Annotated in this window: 15 protein-coding genes; all 15 read right to left on the reverse strand. The window is 38.5% G+C overall.

The window, feature by feature from the left end:
* Positions 1–7: 7 nt before the first annotated feature.
* The 15 genes from BMW71_RS18895 to BMW71_RS18970 all read right to left on the reverse strand — a co-directional run bounded on the left by BMW71_RS18895 (position 8) and on the right by BMW71_RS18970 (position 17,567).
* Positions 8–751: a LytR/AlgR family response regulator transcription factor gene (locus BMW71_RS18895; protein ID WP_092177589.1), complete on the reverse strand. Its 744-nt coding sequence runs from the start codon at positions 749–751 to the stop codon at positions 8–10.
* Positions 748–1,728 carry a sensor histidine kinase gene (locus BMW71_RS18900; protein WP_092177590.1) on the reverse strand — a complete coding sequence of 327 codons (981 nt, stop codon included), beginning with the start codon at positions 1,726–1,728 and terminating at the stop codon, positions 748–750. Before BMW71_RS18900 ends, BMW71_RS18895 begins: the two co-directional genes overlap by 4 nt.
* Positions 1,725–2,393: an ABC transporter ATP-binding protein gene (locus BMW71_RS18905; protein ID WP_092177592.1), complete on the reverse strand. Its 669-nt coding sequence runs from the start codon at positions 2,391–2,393 to the stop codon at positions 1,725–1,727. Before BMW71_RS18905 ends, BMW71_RS18900 begins: the two co-directional genes overlap by 4 nt.
* Before the next feature lie 10 nt (positions 2,394–2,403).
* A complete protein-coding gene (locus tag BMW71_RS18910) occupies positions 2,404–3,639 on the reverse strand; it encodes an ABC transporter permease (protein WP_092177594.1) in 1,236 nt (411 codons plus the stop codon).
* Positions 3,636–4,709, reverse strand: coding sequence for an efflux RND transporter periplasmic adaptor subunit (locus tag BMW71_RS18915; protein ID WP_092177597.1), 1,074 nt, complete (start codon positions 4,707–4,709; stop codon positions 3,636–3,638). Before BMW71_RS18915 ends, BMW71_RS18910 begins: the two co-directional genes overlap by 4 nt.
* Before the next feature lies 1 nt (position 4,710).
* On the reverse strand, positions 4,711–6,051 hold the full coding sequence (locus BMW71_RS18920; protein ID WP_092177599.1) for a TolC family protein: 1,341 nt from the start codon (positions 6,049–6,051) through the stop codon (positions 4,711–4,713).
* A gap of 5 nt (positions 6,052–6,056) precedes the next feature.
* Positions 6,057–6,851 carry a DUF4249 domain-containing protein gene (locus tag BMW71_RS18925; RefSeq protein ID WP_092177601.1) on the reverse strand — a complete coding sequence of 265 codons (795 nt, stop codon included), beginning with the start codon at positions 6,849–6,851 and terminating at the stop codon, positions 6,057–6,059.
* Between the two features lie 10 nt (positions 6,852–6,861).
* Positions 6,862–9,168, reverse strand: coding sequence for a TonB-dependent receptor (locus BMW71_RS18930; RefSeq protein WP_177179707.1), 2,307 nt, complete (start codon positions 9,166–9,168; stop codon positions 6,862–6,864).
* 13 nt (positions 9,169–9,181) lie between these two features.
* Positions 9,182–9,661 (reverse strand): hypothetical protein, encoded by a 480-nt coding sequence (locus BMW71_RS18935; protein ID WP_092177603.1) that lies wholly within the window; start codon positions 9,659–9,661, stop codon positions 9,182–9,184.
* A gap of 70 nt (positions 9,662–9,731) precedes the next feature.
* Positions 9,732–10,961: a porin family protein gene (locus BMW71_RS18940; RefSeq protein WP_143057691.1), complete on the reverse strand. Its 1,230-nt coding sequence runs from the start codon at positions 10,959–10,961 to the stop codon at positions 9,732–9,734.
* Positions 10,962–11,002: 41 nt separating this feature from the next.
* On the reverse strand, positions 11,003–11,671 hold the full coding sequence (locus BMW71_RS18945; RefSeq protein ID WP_092177607.1) for a hypothetical protein: 669 nt from the start codon (positions 11,669–11,671) through the stop codon (positions 11,003–11,005).
* A gap of 11 nt (positions 11,672–11,682) precedes the next feature.
* Positions 11,683–12,129: a hypothetical protein gene (locus tag BMW71_RS18950; RefSeq protein ID WP_092177609.1), complete on the reverse strand. Its 447-nt coding sequence runs from the start codon at positions 12,127–12,129 to the stop codon at positions 11,683–11,685.
* A 201-nt stretch (positions 12,130–12,330) separates the two neighbouring features.
* A complete protein-coding gene (locus BMW71_RS18960) occupies positions 12,331–12,522 on the reverse strand; it encodes a DUF2147 domain-containing protein (RefSeq protein WP_092177613.1) in 192 nt (63 codons plus the stop codon).
* Between the two features lie 125 nt (positions 12,523–12,647).
* A complete protein-coding gene (locus BMW71_RS18965) occupies positions 12,648–14,120 on the reverse strand; it encodes a DUF3987 domain-containing protein (RefSeq protein WP_092177615.1) in 1,473 nt (490 codons plus the stop codon).
* A gap of 237 nt (positions 14,121–14,357) precedes the next feature.
* Positions 14,358–17,567 (reverse strand): error-prone DNA polymerase, encoded by a 3,210-nt coding sequence (locus BMW71_RS18970; RefSeq protein WP_092177617.1) that lies wholly within the window; start codon positions 17,565–17,567, stop codon positions 14,358–14,360.
* Positions 17,568–17,595: the final 28 nt, after the last annotated feature.

The following is a 17,595-nucleotide window of genomic DNA, read 5'->3' on the forward strand; positions in this document are numbered from 1 at the left end:
AACATTTTTATTTCTCCAACCACTTCTTAAAGTCCGAAACTTTTAACCTACTTACAATGGGCTGTTCTTCAGTTTTCACCGAAAGATTAAGTACTATTTTACGATTAACGTAAGGTTCATAAGATTGTATAGCATTTCTACTGATTAGCATTTGGCGGTTTATTCTAAAAAAATGCTTCGGATTGGTAACAGATTCGATATGCTCCATATTTTTATAAATAGGGTGCTTTTTATTATCGTATGTATGTAAATAAGTGATTTCATTTTCAATATAGAAGTAAGCTACATCTGAAAGTTTTATAATAATGGTTTTTTCTTGAAATTGGCTTAGAAAGAACTGCTGGTATTCGTTCTGCTCTTTAACAAACTTAATTGCTGGATTTGGTTTTAAATGAGAAACTAATGATTGGTATTTTAACAAAGCCCTTCTAATTTCATCATCTTTAAAAGGTTTAAGAATATAATTTATTCCGTTATTTTTTATGGCTTCTAATGCAAAGTCATCATAAGCTGTACAGAAAATAATGGGGATTGTAATATCTATGTGATTGAATATTTCAAAACTTTCTCCATCTACTAATTGTATATCAAAAAATAATAAATCCAGCTTTGTCTGGTGCTTTAGTAAGTAGTCCACAGAATCTACAATACTATCAATTATTTCAACGACTAGGAAATCCCCACTCTTTTCAATAATATCTTTTAAAAGTGCTGCAGTATGTGGCTCATCTTCTACTATTAATACATTCATCTTGGGCTGAATAGTTTTAGATTTACTGCAAAATTTGTGGCAGTTTTAGAGACGATGACACCATTTTCAATACCTAACAATCTATATCGTTCCTTTAGCAATTGTAATCCTTTCCCTGAATTATTTGGTTTCATCAACTTTTCTTGTATGTTATTTCTTATTTCCAAAAACCCTTCAGTAGTGGTTTTAATTGTAATTTGTATTGGTTTTTTTGCAGACAATGCATTATGTTTAAAGATATTTTCTACAACGTTTTGGAGAGCTAAAGTAGGGAGTTGATAAAGATTGTATTTGCTATCAATTTCATCCATATAAAAAATTACGGCTTTTTCATTTCTATATTTCATAAGGCGTAAGTAAGACTCTAAAAATGACAACTCTTCTGACAATGCTTGAGTGTTCTTCTCATTGAGGTTTAAAGTACTTCTATAATAATCGCCTAAGCTTAAGACAAAATCTTCTGAACTCACATTATTTTGTCTAATCATAGAACGCAGTGTATTCAAACTATTAAACAGAAAGTGAGGATCCATTTGATTGCGAAGACTTTGTAATTTTGATTTGTAGCCCTCTTTAGCTAACTGTTCTTTTTCAAGTTCTAATACTTTTATTCTTTGTTGTGATTCACGTGCATATTGTATGATTAAGAATATTATAACTAAAAATACCATTCTAAACAATTCCCTTGATTCGAAACCAAGGTCATCTTTGAAACCTATAGCGATTGTTATTAATGACACGATTAAGAAAAATAATGGGATGACTGTAGATAAAAATCCAACTTGTTTTATCACAGGATTAAATCGCCAAGATGTATTCAATAATTGCCATAATAGAAAAAGGATAATTGATGTATATGACCATCTAATAGCAAGAGGTGTATTAGCTATTGCATTATTTTCAGCCAAGAAAAAACCTATTCCCGGAAGAGCAATGGCTAGTACTACGGGCAGTATTGTATAAATTCTAAGTTTCATAATATCCTACCATCTGCTAATTCAATAATTCTATCGCAATTAGAAGCAAAATCATCATCGTGGGTAACGGCTATAACCGTTTGGCCTCGCTCTTTTGAAAACCTTCTAAAAAGCTCAAAAATATTTTGGGCATTTTTACTATCCAAATTTCCCGTAGGTTCATCTCCCATTATTATAGCTGGAGAGTTTATTAATGCTCTTGCTATGGCAACACGTTGCTGTTGACCACCAGAAATCTTTGAAGCTTTCTTATGTTCTTGTCCTTTTATGTCCATTAACTCTATTAACTCCATAGCCTCATTTTCAATTTCTTTTTTACTTTTTTTGTTCAATTTAAGTGCTGGTAACATAATATTATCCAATACCGTAAAATCTGTCAAAAGATAATGAAACTGAAAAACAAAGCCTATATGCTCATTTCGAAAACGGGCTAAATCCTTTTTGCTTTGACCCGTAATTTGTGTTCCGTTTATAACTATATTACCATTGTAGCTGGTATCCATAGTAGAAAGCAGATACAATAAAGTCGATTTACCAGAACCTGATTTGCCCATAATGGCAACAAACTCACCCTTATTGACTTCAAAAGAAATATCCTTCAAAACGTGAAATTCTGTTGGGGTATAAAAATATTTATTTGTGTTTTGAACCTGTAATGCTTTCATAATTTTGTATTTAACCTCTTAATGTATCTACAGGATCTAATTTTGAGGCTCTTAAAGCTGGTAAGTAGCCTGCAATAAAAGTTATGATAAGTCCGAATAAAAATGCCAAAGCATAATCTTTAGGATTATAATTCATTGGGAGCGAATCCAAAAGCCCCAGTTGGAAGGGAGTATTATCAATAATTCTTGAAATAATATTTCCAAAAACTAGACCAGCTACACCTCCCAAGAAACCAATAAAAATCGACTGTAAAAGAAAAATCTCTATTATATCTTTACTGTTAAAGCCCATTGCATTTAAGATGGCAATTTCCTTGATTTTCTCGTTTACGGTCATCGTCATAATATTATAAATACCAAACCCAGCAACAATGAGAATTGTTAATGAAGTGGCTATTGCAATAATATTCCGAAGCAGTTCTCCCGAGTCCATTTGGGCATTGCCCTCCTGCCAGGGTTCTACTTTGTATTTAGTGAGAGGCTGTATATTTTTGGCTATGCCAATTGCATTTTTATATTCATCTACATCAATCATCAGTTCTGTTGCGTAACTTTTGTTTTTGTTTAAAAGCTGACGAGCAACATCAATATTGACCAAAGCACGTGACCTGTCTAAACTAGCAGCTCCTGTTTCTATTGTTCCTACTACTTTAAAAACTTTTGAAACTCCATCCGAAGTTTGTATCGTTATATTATCATTCAGATTTACACCAATGATTTCAGCTAATCCGGTGCCAAGAACAACACCATCATTGCGTTTATCCAACTCATACAAGTTGCCTTGAACTATATTTTCTGCAGTCCCAAAAACTTTATTTTCTTCTTGAGTCTCTATACCTGATAGATTAGCACTTATCTTTGAAACACCATTCCTTATGAATACATTTTGATTGAGTTGAGCCGCAATACCAGTAATCTGACTTATATCTTTCAGGCCCTCTTTAATTTCGTCAATATTCTTAATTCCTTCCGTGTACCTAATATTTTTGGCATTGCTAACTAATACTAACTCATCCGCTTTATTACTTGTAATAATTTCTCTTGGATCACCTTTGAGTTCATTGTAGATTTTAATATGTGACATAGCTGAAAATGTTATGTCAGTTTGAAAGGTGTTAACACCATCCATAAAACTGTTCATAAACACATACATAGAGATACCAAACATTACACTAAGTACAGCCGCTACCAGCTGTTTAACACGAGCGGTTAGAAAAACTTTGACTATTTTTTGATTTGTGGTCATTGCTTTATAATTATATCATTTTCAGAAATACCAGACTTTATTTCTGTCCATTTACTATCACTAAATCCAACCTCAACATCTACAACATCACCATTCTCAAGATGCACTTTATTGTTTTTCAAGTAAGCAGTAGGTATCAATAAAACATCATTTTTTTTACCTGTTTGAATATTGGCTTGTAATTGAGTACCTGAAAATAATTTCTCTGGCAGTTCATCAAACTTGGCTTCGATTACATAAGACTGTTCAGCTTCATTAAAGCTTGGGTGAATTTTTGACACTTTTCCTTCAAAAGTCCTATCGAGGTAGGTATTTATACTCACAATGACGGTTTGGGTTAATTGAATTTTAGTAATATCTTCTTCAGACACAAAGAGTTTTATAATAAAATCACCTTGTCCAATTTTCGCTATAGCCTCACCTTTCCTCACCAGTTCACCAGACTTCTTGTAAACATTCATTACTTGCCCAATAGAGGTAGCCTTCAATATATAGTCATTCAAAAGTGCCTTTTGTGTATTGAGTTGTACTTGATTTCTTTGTACCGCAAGGTTTAAAGACTTTTGTAAGTCATTATAATTCTCTTCAAGCCCTGACAAGTTGTTTTGAGAAGCCTCGTACTGTAATTTCATTTTTTCGAAATCCAACTTAGAAACGGATTTTTTGTCCCACAATTCTTTGTAAACGAGATAGTTGTTTTTGTCAAACGCCAATTGCTCTCTCGCTTGATCAATTTGTGTTTGCAAATTTTGAAGTTGAGAAGACTGTGGAGAAGCATTTAGGCGAGAATCATTAAGAATGATTTGTGCATCTTTGGCTTGATTGCTTTGAACTTCGTTATCTAATATAGCAATGACTTGATTCTGTTTTATAAGATCACCCTCTTTAATTTTCAAAGATGTAATAAGACCGTCTGTAAGAGCAGAGACCATATACTCGTCTTCCATTTCCATTGTTCCGCTTGCAAAAACTACTTCTTGAACATTTTTCTTAATTGGAGAAGTTGATTCTTTTTCCTCACAACTGGTGAGTAAAAGAAAAGCCAGTATGTATGTATAATGTATCTTCATTTTACTTTGAATTAAAGTCAACTTGACGAATGTGTATTTTATATTTTGAAAGAGTCAAAGAAGCTAGGCTACTTAAATAATTATTTTGTGCATTGAGTAGTTCTTTGTACTTATCAAGGCGGTTATCTAAACTTATTAATCCGCTTTGATATAAATTTTCGGAATGTTGGTCATTCTTTTTCTGTAGCACCAAAATTTGCTCATTATCACTAAGCTGAGTTAGTCCTTGTTTAAATTGTAATTGTAATAACTCATCTTCTTTTTGAAGCTCTATCTTGGAACTTTCTAATTCAAGTTTTTGAAGCTGTATGTTGATTTTAGATTGCTCTATTTTTCTCTCAGCCGAAAAGTCAAAAAGATTCATACTTAAAGTCGCACCGAAAATTTGTTGTGGTAGTTCGTTAGCATCAGAAAAGCCAAGGAAATCATCAGTAGCCCAAGTTCTGCTGTTTTGATATATTAAACTTAAGGTTGGATACCTAAGAGCTTTTGTTTGTTTCAATTGTGCTTCGGCACTTGATAAGTTGGCTTTTTGCAAGAGCAATTGTGGATGAGCTTGTAAACTTGTGGAGTTTATCAAATCAAACTGCTCAAAGTTATCGTCTATTAGGATAGTGTCTTGCGTATGTAACTGGCTTTGAAATTGGACATAATATTGCTGCAAACTATTTTGACTCATTTTCAATTGACTTGTTGTTTGCCTACTATTAATTAAAGCCTGATTGTATGCTGATTCACTAATTGTTCCTTTTTGGAATTGATTCAAAGCATTAATAAGAATAGTATCTGAAACGGCTACATTTTCTTCATAGACCTTTATGCTTTCTTGAGTCAGCAGTATAGAATAATAAGTAGAAGCCAATTGATTATATAGGTTAAAGCGATTAATCACTGTGGTGGCCTCGGCTTTAGAAAGCTCTATTTTAGAAACTTCAACGGCAAATATTCTCTGAAAATTCAGTACATCCCATTTAGCTTGTAAGCTTCCATTATATTGATATTTAGTACCAAATACGACTTCTGAAAACTCACCTTCCGGGGCTGATGGGTTAAAAATTTGAGCTGGTATTAAATTTGGCTGAAGTGTAATATTATCATTGTATCCCATTGAAGCACTTATGTCAGGTAATAAATCTGATTTCTTCTCCTTCACCTTTGACAAAAACAATTTTTCGTTTGCGGTAGCACTTTTTAAAATGATTGCATTGTCATCTGCGTAAGCAAAAAGTTGGTCTATTGAATGGAATACTACTTGAGCACTAGACAATGAAAAACTCCCGACTAGGATTACCAATATTCCTATCGTTCTAAAATTATTGTATGTTCTAGTTCGAAATTTCATAATCACTAAAGTTGGATTTCCATAGAAGATGAATAATAGATTCCAAAATATCCAAGGGCACCATTACTGAAATTTCCTTTTGGATTATATGGTGTTGTAGAACCTGCTCCACCACCATTAAGAGAAGATAGTTGAAAGAAGTAGTCATAATATGCCTCATCTGTGCTGAGTAGCTCAACTTTTACTGTGGTGTTTTCATTAAAGCCTTGTGCTATCGATGCTGTAATTTCTTCCCCATCACCAGCCAGGACATCATTTAACAGGGTATAGTTGTCAGATTGAAATACATTATCTACGTAAACTCGTAGGCGGTAAAAATTTTCTTGGTTATCAGGATCATTCCACACAGCGGAAAGTAGAATATCTCCTTCATCACTAAATGGACCGCCTGGAAAATTAGCTTGATTGATTGTATCCAAATTAACTGCTACTGGGGTTTGAGATGTCGCTTCATAAAAATTGCCATCTACTTCCACCATTAAGTCGAAAATTTCTCCCTGATTTGCTAGTATATTAATTGCTGTATAGGTGCCAGGTGTAGTTTCTGAAAAGGTGTATGTATCTCCCGATTCACTTTGTAGTATTATCACTGCATCCGAAACTTGCTCCGGACTATTATTGTCATAGAAGTCATTGGTTTTAGAAATATTGACGGTTGCAATTTGATTGCCAGCATCTATAGTTGCCTCAATAACTATTTGACTTTCGACTGATTCAAGTTCCAACTCAATTACATCTTCACAAGAAGAAAAAAATAATAAACCAAGAACGAACAGTCCGATATTTTTAATTTTTAGCATAGTATTTTTATTAAAATTTGAAATTCCAGGTTAAAGAAGGTACAAGACCAAAAAGAGCTAATCTGGTGGCTTCTGTTGTACCAGCTTGATTTTCATCAAAGGTTATGGAGTAGGCATTTAAGCGATGATAAGCATTATAGATTGATAGGTTTAATTCACTAGAATTGGATTCCTTCTTAGTGTTTAATTTCAAGGTCGCACCTAAATCTAATCGGTGATAATCAGGCATACGATCTCCATTTCTTTCTGAATAAAGATTGACCAAGTTATCATCAATGAAATATTTACCTACTGGAAATGTAACGGCATCTCCCGTATTATAAACCCAACTTGCCGAAAGAGACAACCGTGGAGTCACTTCATAAATACCAACTATTGAAATGTCGTGAGTCCTATCTTGCCTAGCAGAAAACCAAGCTCCATTATTAATTTCATCCAATTGCCTTTCGGATTTGCTTAGCGTATAACTTACCCAGCCTGTTAATTTACCTTTTGTTTTTTCAAGCAAAAACTCTGTTCCATAGGCTCTTCCTTTTCCAAAAACCAGCTCTGATTCTATATTTTCATTACCAAAAATTTCAGCACCATCCTTGTAATCAACAGCATTCTGAAGGTTTTTATAGTAGGCTTCAATACTAAACTTGTAACTATTATTACTGAAATTTTTAAAGTATCCGATTGCTACTTGATCGGCAAGAGTAGGTTCTACCAAAGGACTACTTGGTATCCAAAGGTCAGTTGGAGAGCCTGCGGTAGAGTTGGAAAGTAAATGCAGGTACTGTGCATTGCGATTGTAACTCAGCTTAATGGAGCTTTTCGAATCTAATAGATAAGTCGCTGCAAAACGGGGCTCCAGATTGAAATAATTATTATAAAAATCTCCCTTACTGTAATCTGTCTCGGATTCAACATTACCTTTTGTATCAAACATCTTTTCGGTGTAGGCTCCTATGTTACTAAAAGAAGTTAACCGAACACCGTAGTTTAGTTCTAATTTCTCAGATACCTTCTGTTGGTTTGCTAAATAAACTCCACCTTCTAGAGCATTTCTTTCCTCAGCAGTGCTGCGTATCTCCCCATCAAATGCAAACGTATAAGGCTGAAATTGATGGTAGATGCCTTGCCAACCAAAAGTGATTTCATTATTGTTGTTTAAATAATAATTGTAATCTTGCTTGAGGTTGTAGTCATAAACTCCAGCATTTAAGGTTATATCCGAACCTCCATTTTCTATGTCAAACCCATAGTCGTATTCAGAGTAGATAAAAGAGGTGTTAGAAAAAAGTTTGTTGCTGAAAATATGGTTCCAACGCCCGGTGAAAGTCCTATTTCCCCAATCAAACCCGAATGTCTCCGTACCTAATACATCTCTCCCTAGATAACCAGAAATATAAATTCGATCTTTCTCACCTAACTTGTAATTGGCCTTTAAGTTTAAGTCATAAAAATACAAGCTCAAGTCGTCAGAATCCTCCAAAAAAAGTTTGGCAACTATATCTGCATAAGTTCGTCTTCCAGATACCATAATTGATCCCTTATCTTTTACAATGGGTCCCTCTACTGTTAACCTAGAAGAGATGAGGCCTAAACCGCCAGATATATCCCATTCTTTCATATTTCCATTTCTCATTCTCACATCCATTACCGATGAAGCTCTTCCTCCATATTGAGCGGGTATTCCACCTTTATATAATTTAACATCTTTAAGAGCATCAGAATTAAAAACAGAAAAGAAGCCAAGCAGATGAGAGGCGTTGTACACTGGTGCTTCATCCAGTAAAATGAGATTTTGATCAGCGTTGCCTCCCCGTACAAAGAAACCGCTACCTCCTTCTGAGTTAGCACTTACCCCGGGTAGTAATTGAAGTGTTTTTACAACATCTTGCTCCCCAAAAATTACAGGTATCTTCTTGATTTCCTTTATATCTAAACTCAGCACACTAACTTCAGTATTCGTTACATTTTCATTTTCATTTTTAGCTGTTACTACTACTTCCTCCAATTGGTTTGAAGATGGACTTAATTCAACATCTTTATTGATGTTTCCAGTTAAATTTATAGTAACTGTTTTAGTTTCATAACCTAAGTATGAATAATTAATTTGATAAGTGCCCTTAGGTAAAGTCAAGGAATAGAATCCGTAAAGATTAGTCGTTGTACCTTGTGAAGTGCCCTCTACAGAAACTGTGGCATATAATAAATCTTCGCCAGTCTCAGCATCCTGGAGGTTGCCACTTAGTGTGAAATCTTGTGCAGTAGCTATACTAGTTGTTATAACCAGTAGTAGCCCTGCAAACAATGATTTGATTAAGTTCATTCGATATGTCATTTTAAAAATTCCCAATACTTGGTTTTTTACTTTTTTGATATTTTAGCCACTTATTGTTTTCCTTTTCTGTTAAAATTTGAGCAAGACTTTCATTCAAGGTTTTCTCAAATTCGTTCACTTCATATCTGATAGGAGGAATGGTTTGTTTAATCTTGGCTTTTACTCCATCCATTTGGCTTCGATCTCTATTTTGAAAAGCAATTTTCACATTTCGATCAAACTCATTTTCTAACTCCTTTAAAGTATTGCCGTAAATGAATATGAGGTTATCCATTTCCTGATTGTAGGTTTGGATATGTTTGGAAACCAATATTATGATGGAATCTTCTTGAATTTTCAATTTTTTGATTACACTTTCTGAATCATACTTTATTAGTCCAGCTGCTTCTGCAGCATCGAAATCTGGAGGGGACATTTGAGCAAATATGGTGTTTCCATAAAGGCTTAGAGTCAATAGAAATATTAAATATTTTACTTTCATCTTACTTATTAATTAATTTGTTAATTATTGCTGAAAACCTTTTGAAGCCTATTTTCTTCATTTCAGTTTTTCAGTAAAAATGAATTTTCTCGTATTCCTTCTTGTTTTTGAATCGGAAATTTAAGCCCATGGCTATATTCAAAGTATTATTATTAAAAGTGTCTGACGATCGAACACTTCTTAAACTAGTGGAGTAGGTAAGTGAAAGGTCAAACCTCCCACGACCTCCTATCTTGTATTGGAAACCAGCGCCGATTCCTGAATTAATGTTTACCACTTCTCTTTCTACTAATCCTATAGCCTCCTCATTTATATTGCCTGCACTAAAGCTATTTTGAATTGAACTAGACACAGTGAAAGTCGTATCTAGCTGACCTGAGATCTTTGTTGAAAGATTGGAACTTAGTTCAGTGGATATATACAATGACCAATCTTTCTCGGGTGTTAACAGGTATCTTAAACCAAGACTTGCCGATCTATATTGTTGACTCTTAATAGGTATGCTTAGTGTTACCTCTTGTTCACTACCAGTTATTAAACCAAAGATATCGATTTGACTTCGAACTTGATTATTAATTTCGTCTTCTATTTCTGGACGCTTAATGGCAAAACTTCCTGCTGCGTAGAGTTGAATCTTTTTGCTTATTTGATAATCTAGGCTCAATCCATTTGAAAAGTAATTACCTAAGTTGTTATTGTTTAGTCCAAAATTCATCACAGGTCTGTAACCAATAGTTAACCTGCCTTCTTCATGATTTATTAGGCTATCTTTCGGACTTTTCCTATTGTTTTCAATACCCCATAGATATTTTCCTTTTACACTTTCAAGATATGATTCACAATCCCAATCTTTATCTTGTACCGTAATAAAAGACTGGTTTGCCTTACTCTTATTTGTTGAAATAAAGTATTGAGAACTAAAATAATTCAAGTCTAGCGATTGATACCTTTCCAATTCATTCTGAGTTCCTATGATTATCAATTGAAGTGCATCTTTATTAAAGCTAGAAGAACTAGACCTTGTAAGACGGTTCAATTCAGCGTAAAACGTTTCCAATGTTATCGTATTGATAAATAGATATGCAGAGGTGTTGTGAGTCGTTAATAGCTCTTTATTAAATAATAAAGAGGGATTTTTCAATTTCTCTTGGTCTACTAAGGCTATGATAGTTGACTTAGATGAAGTACCACTCTCTATAACCTTAAATTTGTTAGTACTAAATTCTTGAGCAGATAGCATTTTAGGCATAGAAATAAGTATGATAAAAGCTAAAATTGATCCTTCTAGATTCTTAAGCATAGTGACTTCTGATATTTTGGTTCAACAGATGTTATCTTCAATTATTCAATAGGTCCTTGCCAAGAATCTTGATTGTTTTCGGCACGTATGTTTAGTGTCGGGTTGGGTAATTCTAAAGTCAGTTCTTCAGTAATGAGTCTTTCTTCAATTTGCCAATCATCAGGTATGATAGGAATATCTGTAGTTCTATTTGCATCACGAGAAATAAGAATGTATTCCTCCCCATCAGGAGAAATTAAGACAGATAGAGTTCTGCCCGCATCAAACGTAACTTCGTGGAATTTGGCTATATATCTACCAGCAAGTAAACCTTGATCATTCCCAGGTAAAGACACATCCATTTCAACAATTTGGGCATTAAAAAGCCAGTTGTAACCAAAGTGTTCTGCCGTAGTAAAATCACCATCCTGGCTCGCATTTGGGGAGCGAAGAAATCGAGCAAAATTTGGCATTCCCTCTCGAGGTTCATTTTTTCTCCACGTTGTGGGTAGTTGTATCGAGTCAAATTGTTCTTGGGTGAGAATATCTTCGTTAGTCCAAACTAAAATGGAATCGGGGGAAATTATGTTTACCAACTCGAAACCAATACGAACTTCTTCAGTTACCGGTTCTTCTTCAGGAGATACATCATCATCTTTACTGCAACCAATTAAATAAATAAGGGAAAATAGCAATAGAAGCTTTGTATAAATTTTGATTGTCTTTGTCATAATTATTTTTTTTAATTGATTATTTGAGCTTTTGATCCTCTATGTTTGTTTTCGATTTGTGTTACTATGAAATAGAGCAAGGCCGTAAAAAGACAGGTAGCTAGATATACTTTCATCATATGCTGACCTCTAAATTCAGACTCTAAGATTACATTTGAATACTGCATACCTAAACCCCCTATCATATAGCTGATAGGAATTATTGTTAGTACATAAGGTGTGATATTCTTAGCCTTAAAAACAATGAGGAAGTAGAGAAAACCAGTTAGAAAGTTTGAAATGCCAAAAGCACTCATCAAAACTAAACTATCAGAAGTAGGCTCAATTTTAGCCAAATATTCTGCTGCATACCTAACCCTAAAAGTATGAGTGAAGCCTCTTATTATATCTAATACACCCAAGAGCAAAAGAACAAATGAGCATAGTTTTAATGCAGCTTTTTTATTTAAGTATTTCATAATCTAAGTTTGTATTAAATCCGGTTCCAAATTATGGTTTTGCCAAACCAGCCTTTTTTGAGTCTTAGTTTAATTTTGTTTTTGTCGACAAGGGTTAACGATGCAGAGAGCTTTGTTTTGTTCTCTGGTGCAATAAAGACCCCACAGCAATATTCTTTATCTGATTCCTTCTCTAGGTTTCTTAATAGGAAAATATTTTCTTTACTCTTGATTTTTTTTATCTTCATCTTGGTTAGTTGAACCAATCAACTGGCCATAGTATTTGCCATCTTTTTCGAAGATTTTAAATATTGCTTGCTTCCCTTCGGGTTGCCAAGTACCTTCAATACTGTTTTGAGAAAATGCGATTATGCTTATAAACAAACAAAATGTTGCAATCATTAATGACTTCATATTCTTATTAATTATAACTCAAATATGAGATGGGTAGATAGATTTTTTCATTACAAAGTATGTGAAGTGAACAAATTCAATGGTGAATTGAACAGCACTATACAGGAAACTATTTATCTCAGGAACTATGATTTGGAATAAGTACCATATACTGGTTTATTCAATAAACTTTTCTCAAATAGTTTTTTCAAAAAATTGTCAATAGTCCGAGGTTTAAGATTGTATTTTATTCCAATCTGTATAGCTTCTTCTCTTTTGAACTCCTTAGGTAATGCCTGAAAAAACTCCTGCTTGTTAGCTCCTTTAAAAGGCAACTGTGTTTCTTGCTTGGGTAGATTATTGAACATTAGTTTGCTGTGCTCTATAAAGGTGTTGGCTATGTTTAGGGCAATCTCAAAATCTTCATCCGTACACATTACTTCTCTGGTAGCTTCTCCATTTTCAAACTTTCGTAAGGCTGTAAATATCATTGCCAATCTGTAAAGGATAATACCTAATCGCTTGGCTACGCTTCCAGCTTCATCAGAGGTAAACAAGGTAATTTCTGTTAGCCATTTCTGACCTACATTGTTCAGTGCTTGCCATTGATCTGGTGACAGGATAATATCAGTTGGCGATTGCTCAAAGAACTGTATCATTTGAAAGGTATGCTCTGAAAGAGCATTGAAATGGTCATTCAAATTGATTGTGTTGCCGTAAGGCGACACATCTCTCCATAGCTGTTCCACTTTAAAAGCATAGAAAATAAACCTACTGAATAAGCCATCTTCTGCCGAGGAAATCAAATTACTTACTTGACCTGGTGTACCTGATAAGGCTATTGATATTTTAGGTTCTTTGATAGAGATATATTCGTCATTGGTCTTTCTTGAAAGACTAATAGTCTCGTGGTGAAATGCTTTACGCAGCATATCGGAATAACCGCCCCATTCGTGTTTTAGCACATTACCCATACTGTCGGCTTCCGTTTCACAAATGATTCCTGTGCCTTCATTCTGCTGTATGTGTTGTAAGATTTTGGCATAACTACTATTGGCAGGAATAAAGGCTACTTTGAAAGGTGGTTTTTCAGGTTCTTCCGTATCTACTGTTTCGCCTTTTTTTCTATCACGTTGTAAGGCTTTAAAATCAGCTACTTCTGAATCATATTGTTGTTGTGCCGCTTTGTTGGTTTCCATTAGAAAGTCTTGGTGCTTATCTCCTAATTTCTTGGCAAACTTCAAAGCTCCTTTACCACTTGCAGCCGGTGCTATGATAAAAGCAAATAGATTAGGGTAAACGGTTTCTCTTGAATATTCACCTGATACGTTTGGTAAGCATCCGCTAAGAATGGCTATTGCTCCAGTAAGAAAAACATCTCTTTCTCTAATGTCCGTAAATGCTTCTGTTCCCTGTCTTAAAACATCTGGTAGCACATCAAATATTTCATCATTATAGGTAGGTGTAGATTTAAGATAGTCAGTATCATTTTCTGAGTTCTCTTTTAAGGGCATTACCGTTTTATATGACCCAAATTGATTAGCATTATGATTGTAAGCACTTTTTACCGAAGCATTGATTTCAAAATCTTTGAGGTCATACCTATTTCTAATCATCATTAGAGCATCATCATAGGGTATTCCTTTGCGATTGCAATTACAAGCTAAGGCATATACAAAGTTGTTTCTACTGCCTTCTACATAGCTTATTTTGTTTTCTGTAAATGAGATACAATCATCAAACTGTTTTTCTATAAAAGGGTTGTTTTCTTCTTGTTGTGGTGGTTGTGGCTTAGTAGGTGGTGAGGTATCAAAACAAGAACTGACTTATGGGTGTAAGGGATTAATTAAACCCCCTCATTTAAAGTCCCTGGAGGTAAACAGTTCCCCCTGTTGCCCCTTTTCTCCAGTAGAGGTTTGGGAAACTTCCCCGCCTGCTTCTCCCTTCCCTGTCGACCTACGGTTTTGTTCCACCGAACTGGGTTGCAGCAGCTTGTTTAGGTTATGACAAGCGCGCACCACCACGTGGATTACCTCTCCTTCTATTTGTAGTTTCCCGGACACCATCAGCAGCTTGGACTGCAGGATAACGGACCGGTATTTCTCAAAGGTCTTGGCCCATACCACCAGGTTGGCAAAGCCGGTCTCATCTTCGACGGTAATGAAAAGCACCCCCTTGGCCGTACCCGGCCGCTGCCTCACGGTAATCAGGCCGCAAACCTTGACAAAAGCCCCGTCCTTCATTTTTCCCAAATGGGACGTGGGGCTCACGCGCAACTGATCCAGTTGGTCCCGCAAATGGCTTAGGGGATGGGATTTCAGGGAAAGGGTGGTGGCGGCATAATCCCGGAGTACCTGCTCCATGGGAGGAATGGCAGGCAGGGACACCTCCTTTTCCCGGGGCGTCTCCTGCACCTGCCCCTTAAACACACCGATGGGCCTACCCTGAAGAGCCAGCACTTCCCAAAGGGCTTGCCTGCGGTCCAGACCCAGGGATCGAAAGGCATCCGCATCGGCCAGGCGCTCCAGGGCAGCCTTGGGTACCCCGGCATTGATCAGATCGGTTATATGGACATAGGCTTTTTTCCGCTGCTCCACCAGCAGTTGCATGTCGGACTCGTGCAGGCCCTTTACCTGCCGGAACCCCAACCGAATGGACAGGAATTGACCGGATTTTTCCTCAAACACGTGGTCCCAGAAGGAGCGGTTTACATCCACCGGCCTTACCTCTACTCCGTGCTTGCGGGCATCGGTAACGATCTGTGCCGGTCGGTAAAAACCCATGGGTTGGCTATTGAGCAGGGCCGTAGCGAAAACATCCGGATAGTGGTACTTCAGCCAACAGGAAACGTAGACCAGCAAGGCGAAACTGGCCGCATGGCTTTCGGGAAAACCGTAGCTGCCAAACCCTTCCAGCTGCCGGAACACCCGCCTGGCAAAATCCTCTTGGTAGCCCCGGGCCACCATGCCCCCTACCAGCTTTTTCTCATACTGGCTCACCAGTCCATGCGCCTTGAAGGTCGCCATGCTTCGCCGCAATCCATCCGCTTCTGCCGGGGTAAATCCTGCTGCCACGATGGCAATCTCCATGGCCTGCTCCTGAAACAGGGGCACCCCCAGGGTACGGCCAAGGATCTCCTCCAATTCCCGGGAGGGATATTCCACCGGCTCTTCTCCCCTGCGCCGTTTGAGGTAGGGATGCACCATGTCTCCCTGAATAGGTCCTGGCCGTACTATCGCCACTTCGATCACCAGGTCGTAAAAGGTCCTGGGCTTCAGACGGGGCAACATGGACATTTGGGCGCGGCTTTCTATCTGAAACACGCCCAACGTGTCGGCATGGCTGATCATCTCGTATACCTGGGGATCGTCCTGTGGAATGTTGGCCAGGGTAAGGTGCCGACCGTAATGGGACCGGACCAGGTCAAACGCCTTGCGTATGCAGGTCAACATGCCCAATGCCAGCACGTCCACTTTCAGAAAACCCAGGGCATCGATATCGTCTTTGTCCCATTCGATGCAGGTCCGGTTTTCCATCCGCGCATGCAGTACCGGACAGAGGTTGGAGAGCTGGTCCCGGGTGATCACAAAGCCCCCGGTATGCTGGCCCAACTGCCTGGGAAACCCCATGTACTGCCAGGTGAGGAGCAGCGTTTTTCGCAAATGGGAATCCCGTGGATCAAATCCCTGTGAAGACACGTTCTCGCCTTGCAGCCATTCTTTGGTCAGTTCGTGTCCTGACTTGGCAAGCCGGTCCACCGCATCCAGCGATAAGCCCATCGCTTTGCCCACGTCCCGTACCGCTCCCTTCCAATGCAGCCGGGTAACGGTGGCCACAATGCCCGCTCGGTCCCGTCCGTACTTTTCGTAAATGTACTGCATCACTTCTTCGCGGCGCTCGTGCTCAAAATCCACGTCAATATCCGGAGGTTCGTTCCGGGCATCGGACATAAAGCGGGCAAACAGCAACTTGAACTTGGAGGGGTCTACCGAGGTGATGCCCAGGCAATAGCAAACCACTGAATTGGCCGCCGAACCACGCCCCTGACAGAGGATGCCCCGCTTTCGGGCAAAACGCACCAGGTCGTATACCGTCAGAAAATAGGAAGCGTACTCTTTCCGGGCAATGAATTCCAACTCGTGCCGGATGGTATTCTGAAGGGTTTCGGAGATTTGCTCCCCAAAACTGCCCCGGGCTCCCTCCCAGGTACGCAATTCCAACTCCTCCTGTGGACTACGCCCTTCACTACTGATTTCCTCGGGGTATTGGTAGGTCAACTGATCCAGAGAAAACTGACAAGAGGCGGCGATTTCCACCGCCCGGCGAAGGGCAGCCGGATACTCCCGAAACAGGCGATACATTTCTTCCCGGGATTTCAGGTACCGCTCGGCATTGGGATGCAGGCGAAATCCGGCATGTTGAATGGTGCACTTTTCCCGGATGCAGGTCAGCACATCCTGCAGGGCCCGCCTTCCCGACGCGTGGTAGTACACATCGTTGACCGCCACCAGGGGAATCCCCAGGCTTTGTTCCAGCTGCGCCATCCGAAACAGCCGCTTCTGATCGCTGCCATTGTAGGCAAAAGCGGCGGCCAGGTAAAGGCTGTCGCCCAGGGCCTCCCGGTATTCCTCCAGGGCGGAATAAAAGGCCGGCTCAAAATCCAGGTGGGCATTCAGGCTGGTTGGAGGGACTGCGATCAATACGCTATCCCGGGCATGGGCGTATACATCCGCCTTGTACAGGTGGCAGATCCCCTTCTCCGCCCGAAGATTGCCCAGGGTAAGCAGGGAAGATAGCCGCCCGTACGCGTCCCGATCTTTGGGATAGGCCAACAGGCTGGGGCCATCCAGCAAGTCCAGGCGGCAGGCCGGAATAAAGCGCAGGCCGGATTCCCTGGCTGCCGCGTGTGCCCGGACAATTCCCGCCAGGGTGTTTCGGTCGGTCAGGGCCAGGGCTTCGTACCCCAGCTGAATGGCCCGCTGCACCAATTCTTCCGGATGCGAACCTCCCCGCAGAAAGGAGAAGTTGGAGGTTACTTGCAATTCGCTGTAGGGAGTTGCTTGCATGATTTATTGGTATCAATAGGTTGAATAA

It is taken from the genome of Cyclobacterium xiamenense, from assembly GCF_900109255.1.
GTDB lineage: Bacteria > Bacteroidota > Bacteroidia > Cytophagales > Cyclobacteriaceae > Cyclobacterium > Cyclobacterium xiamenense.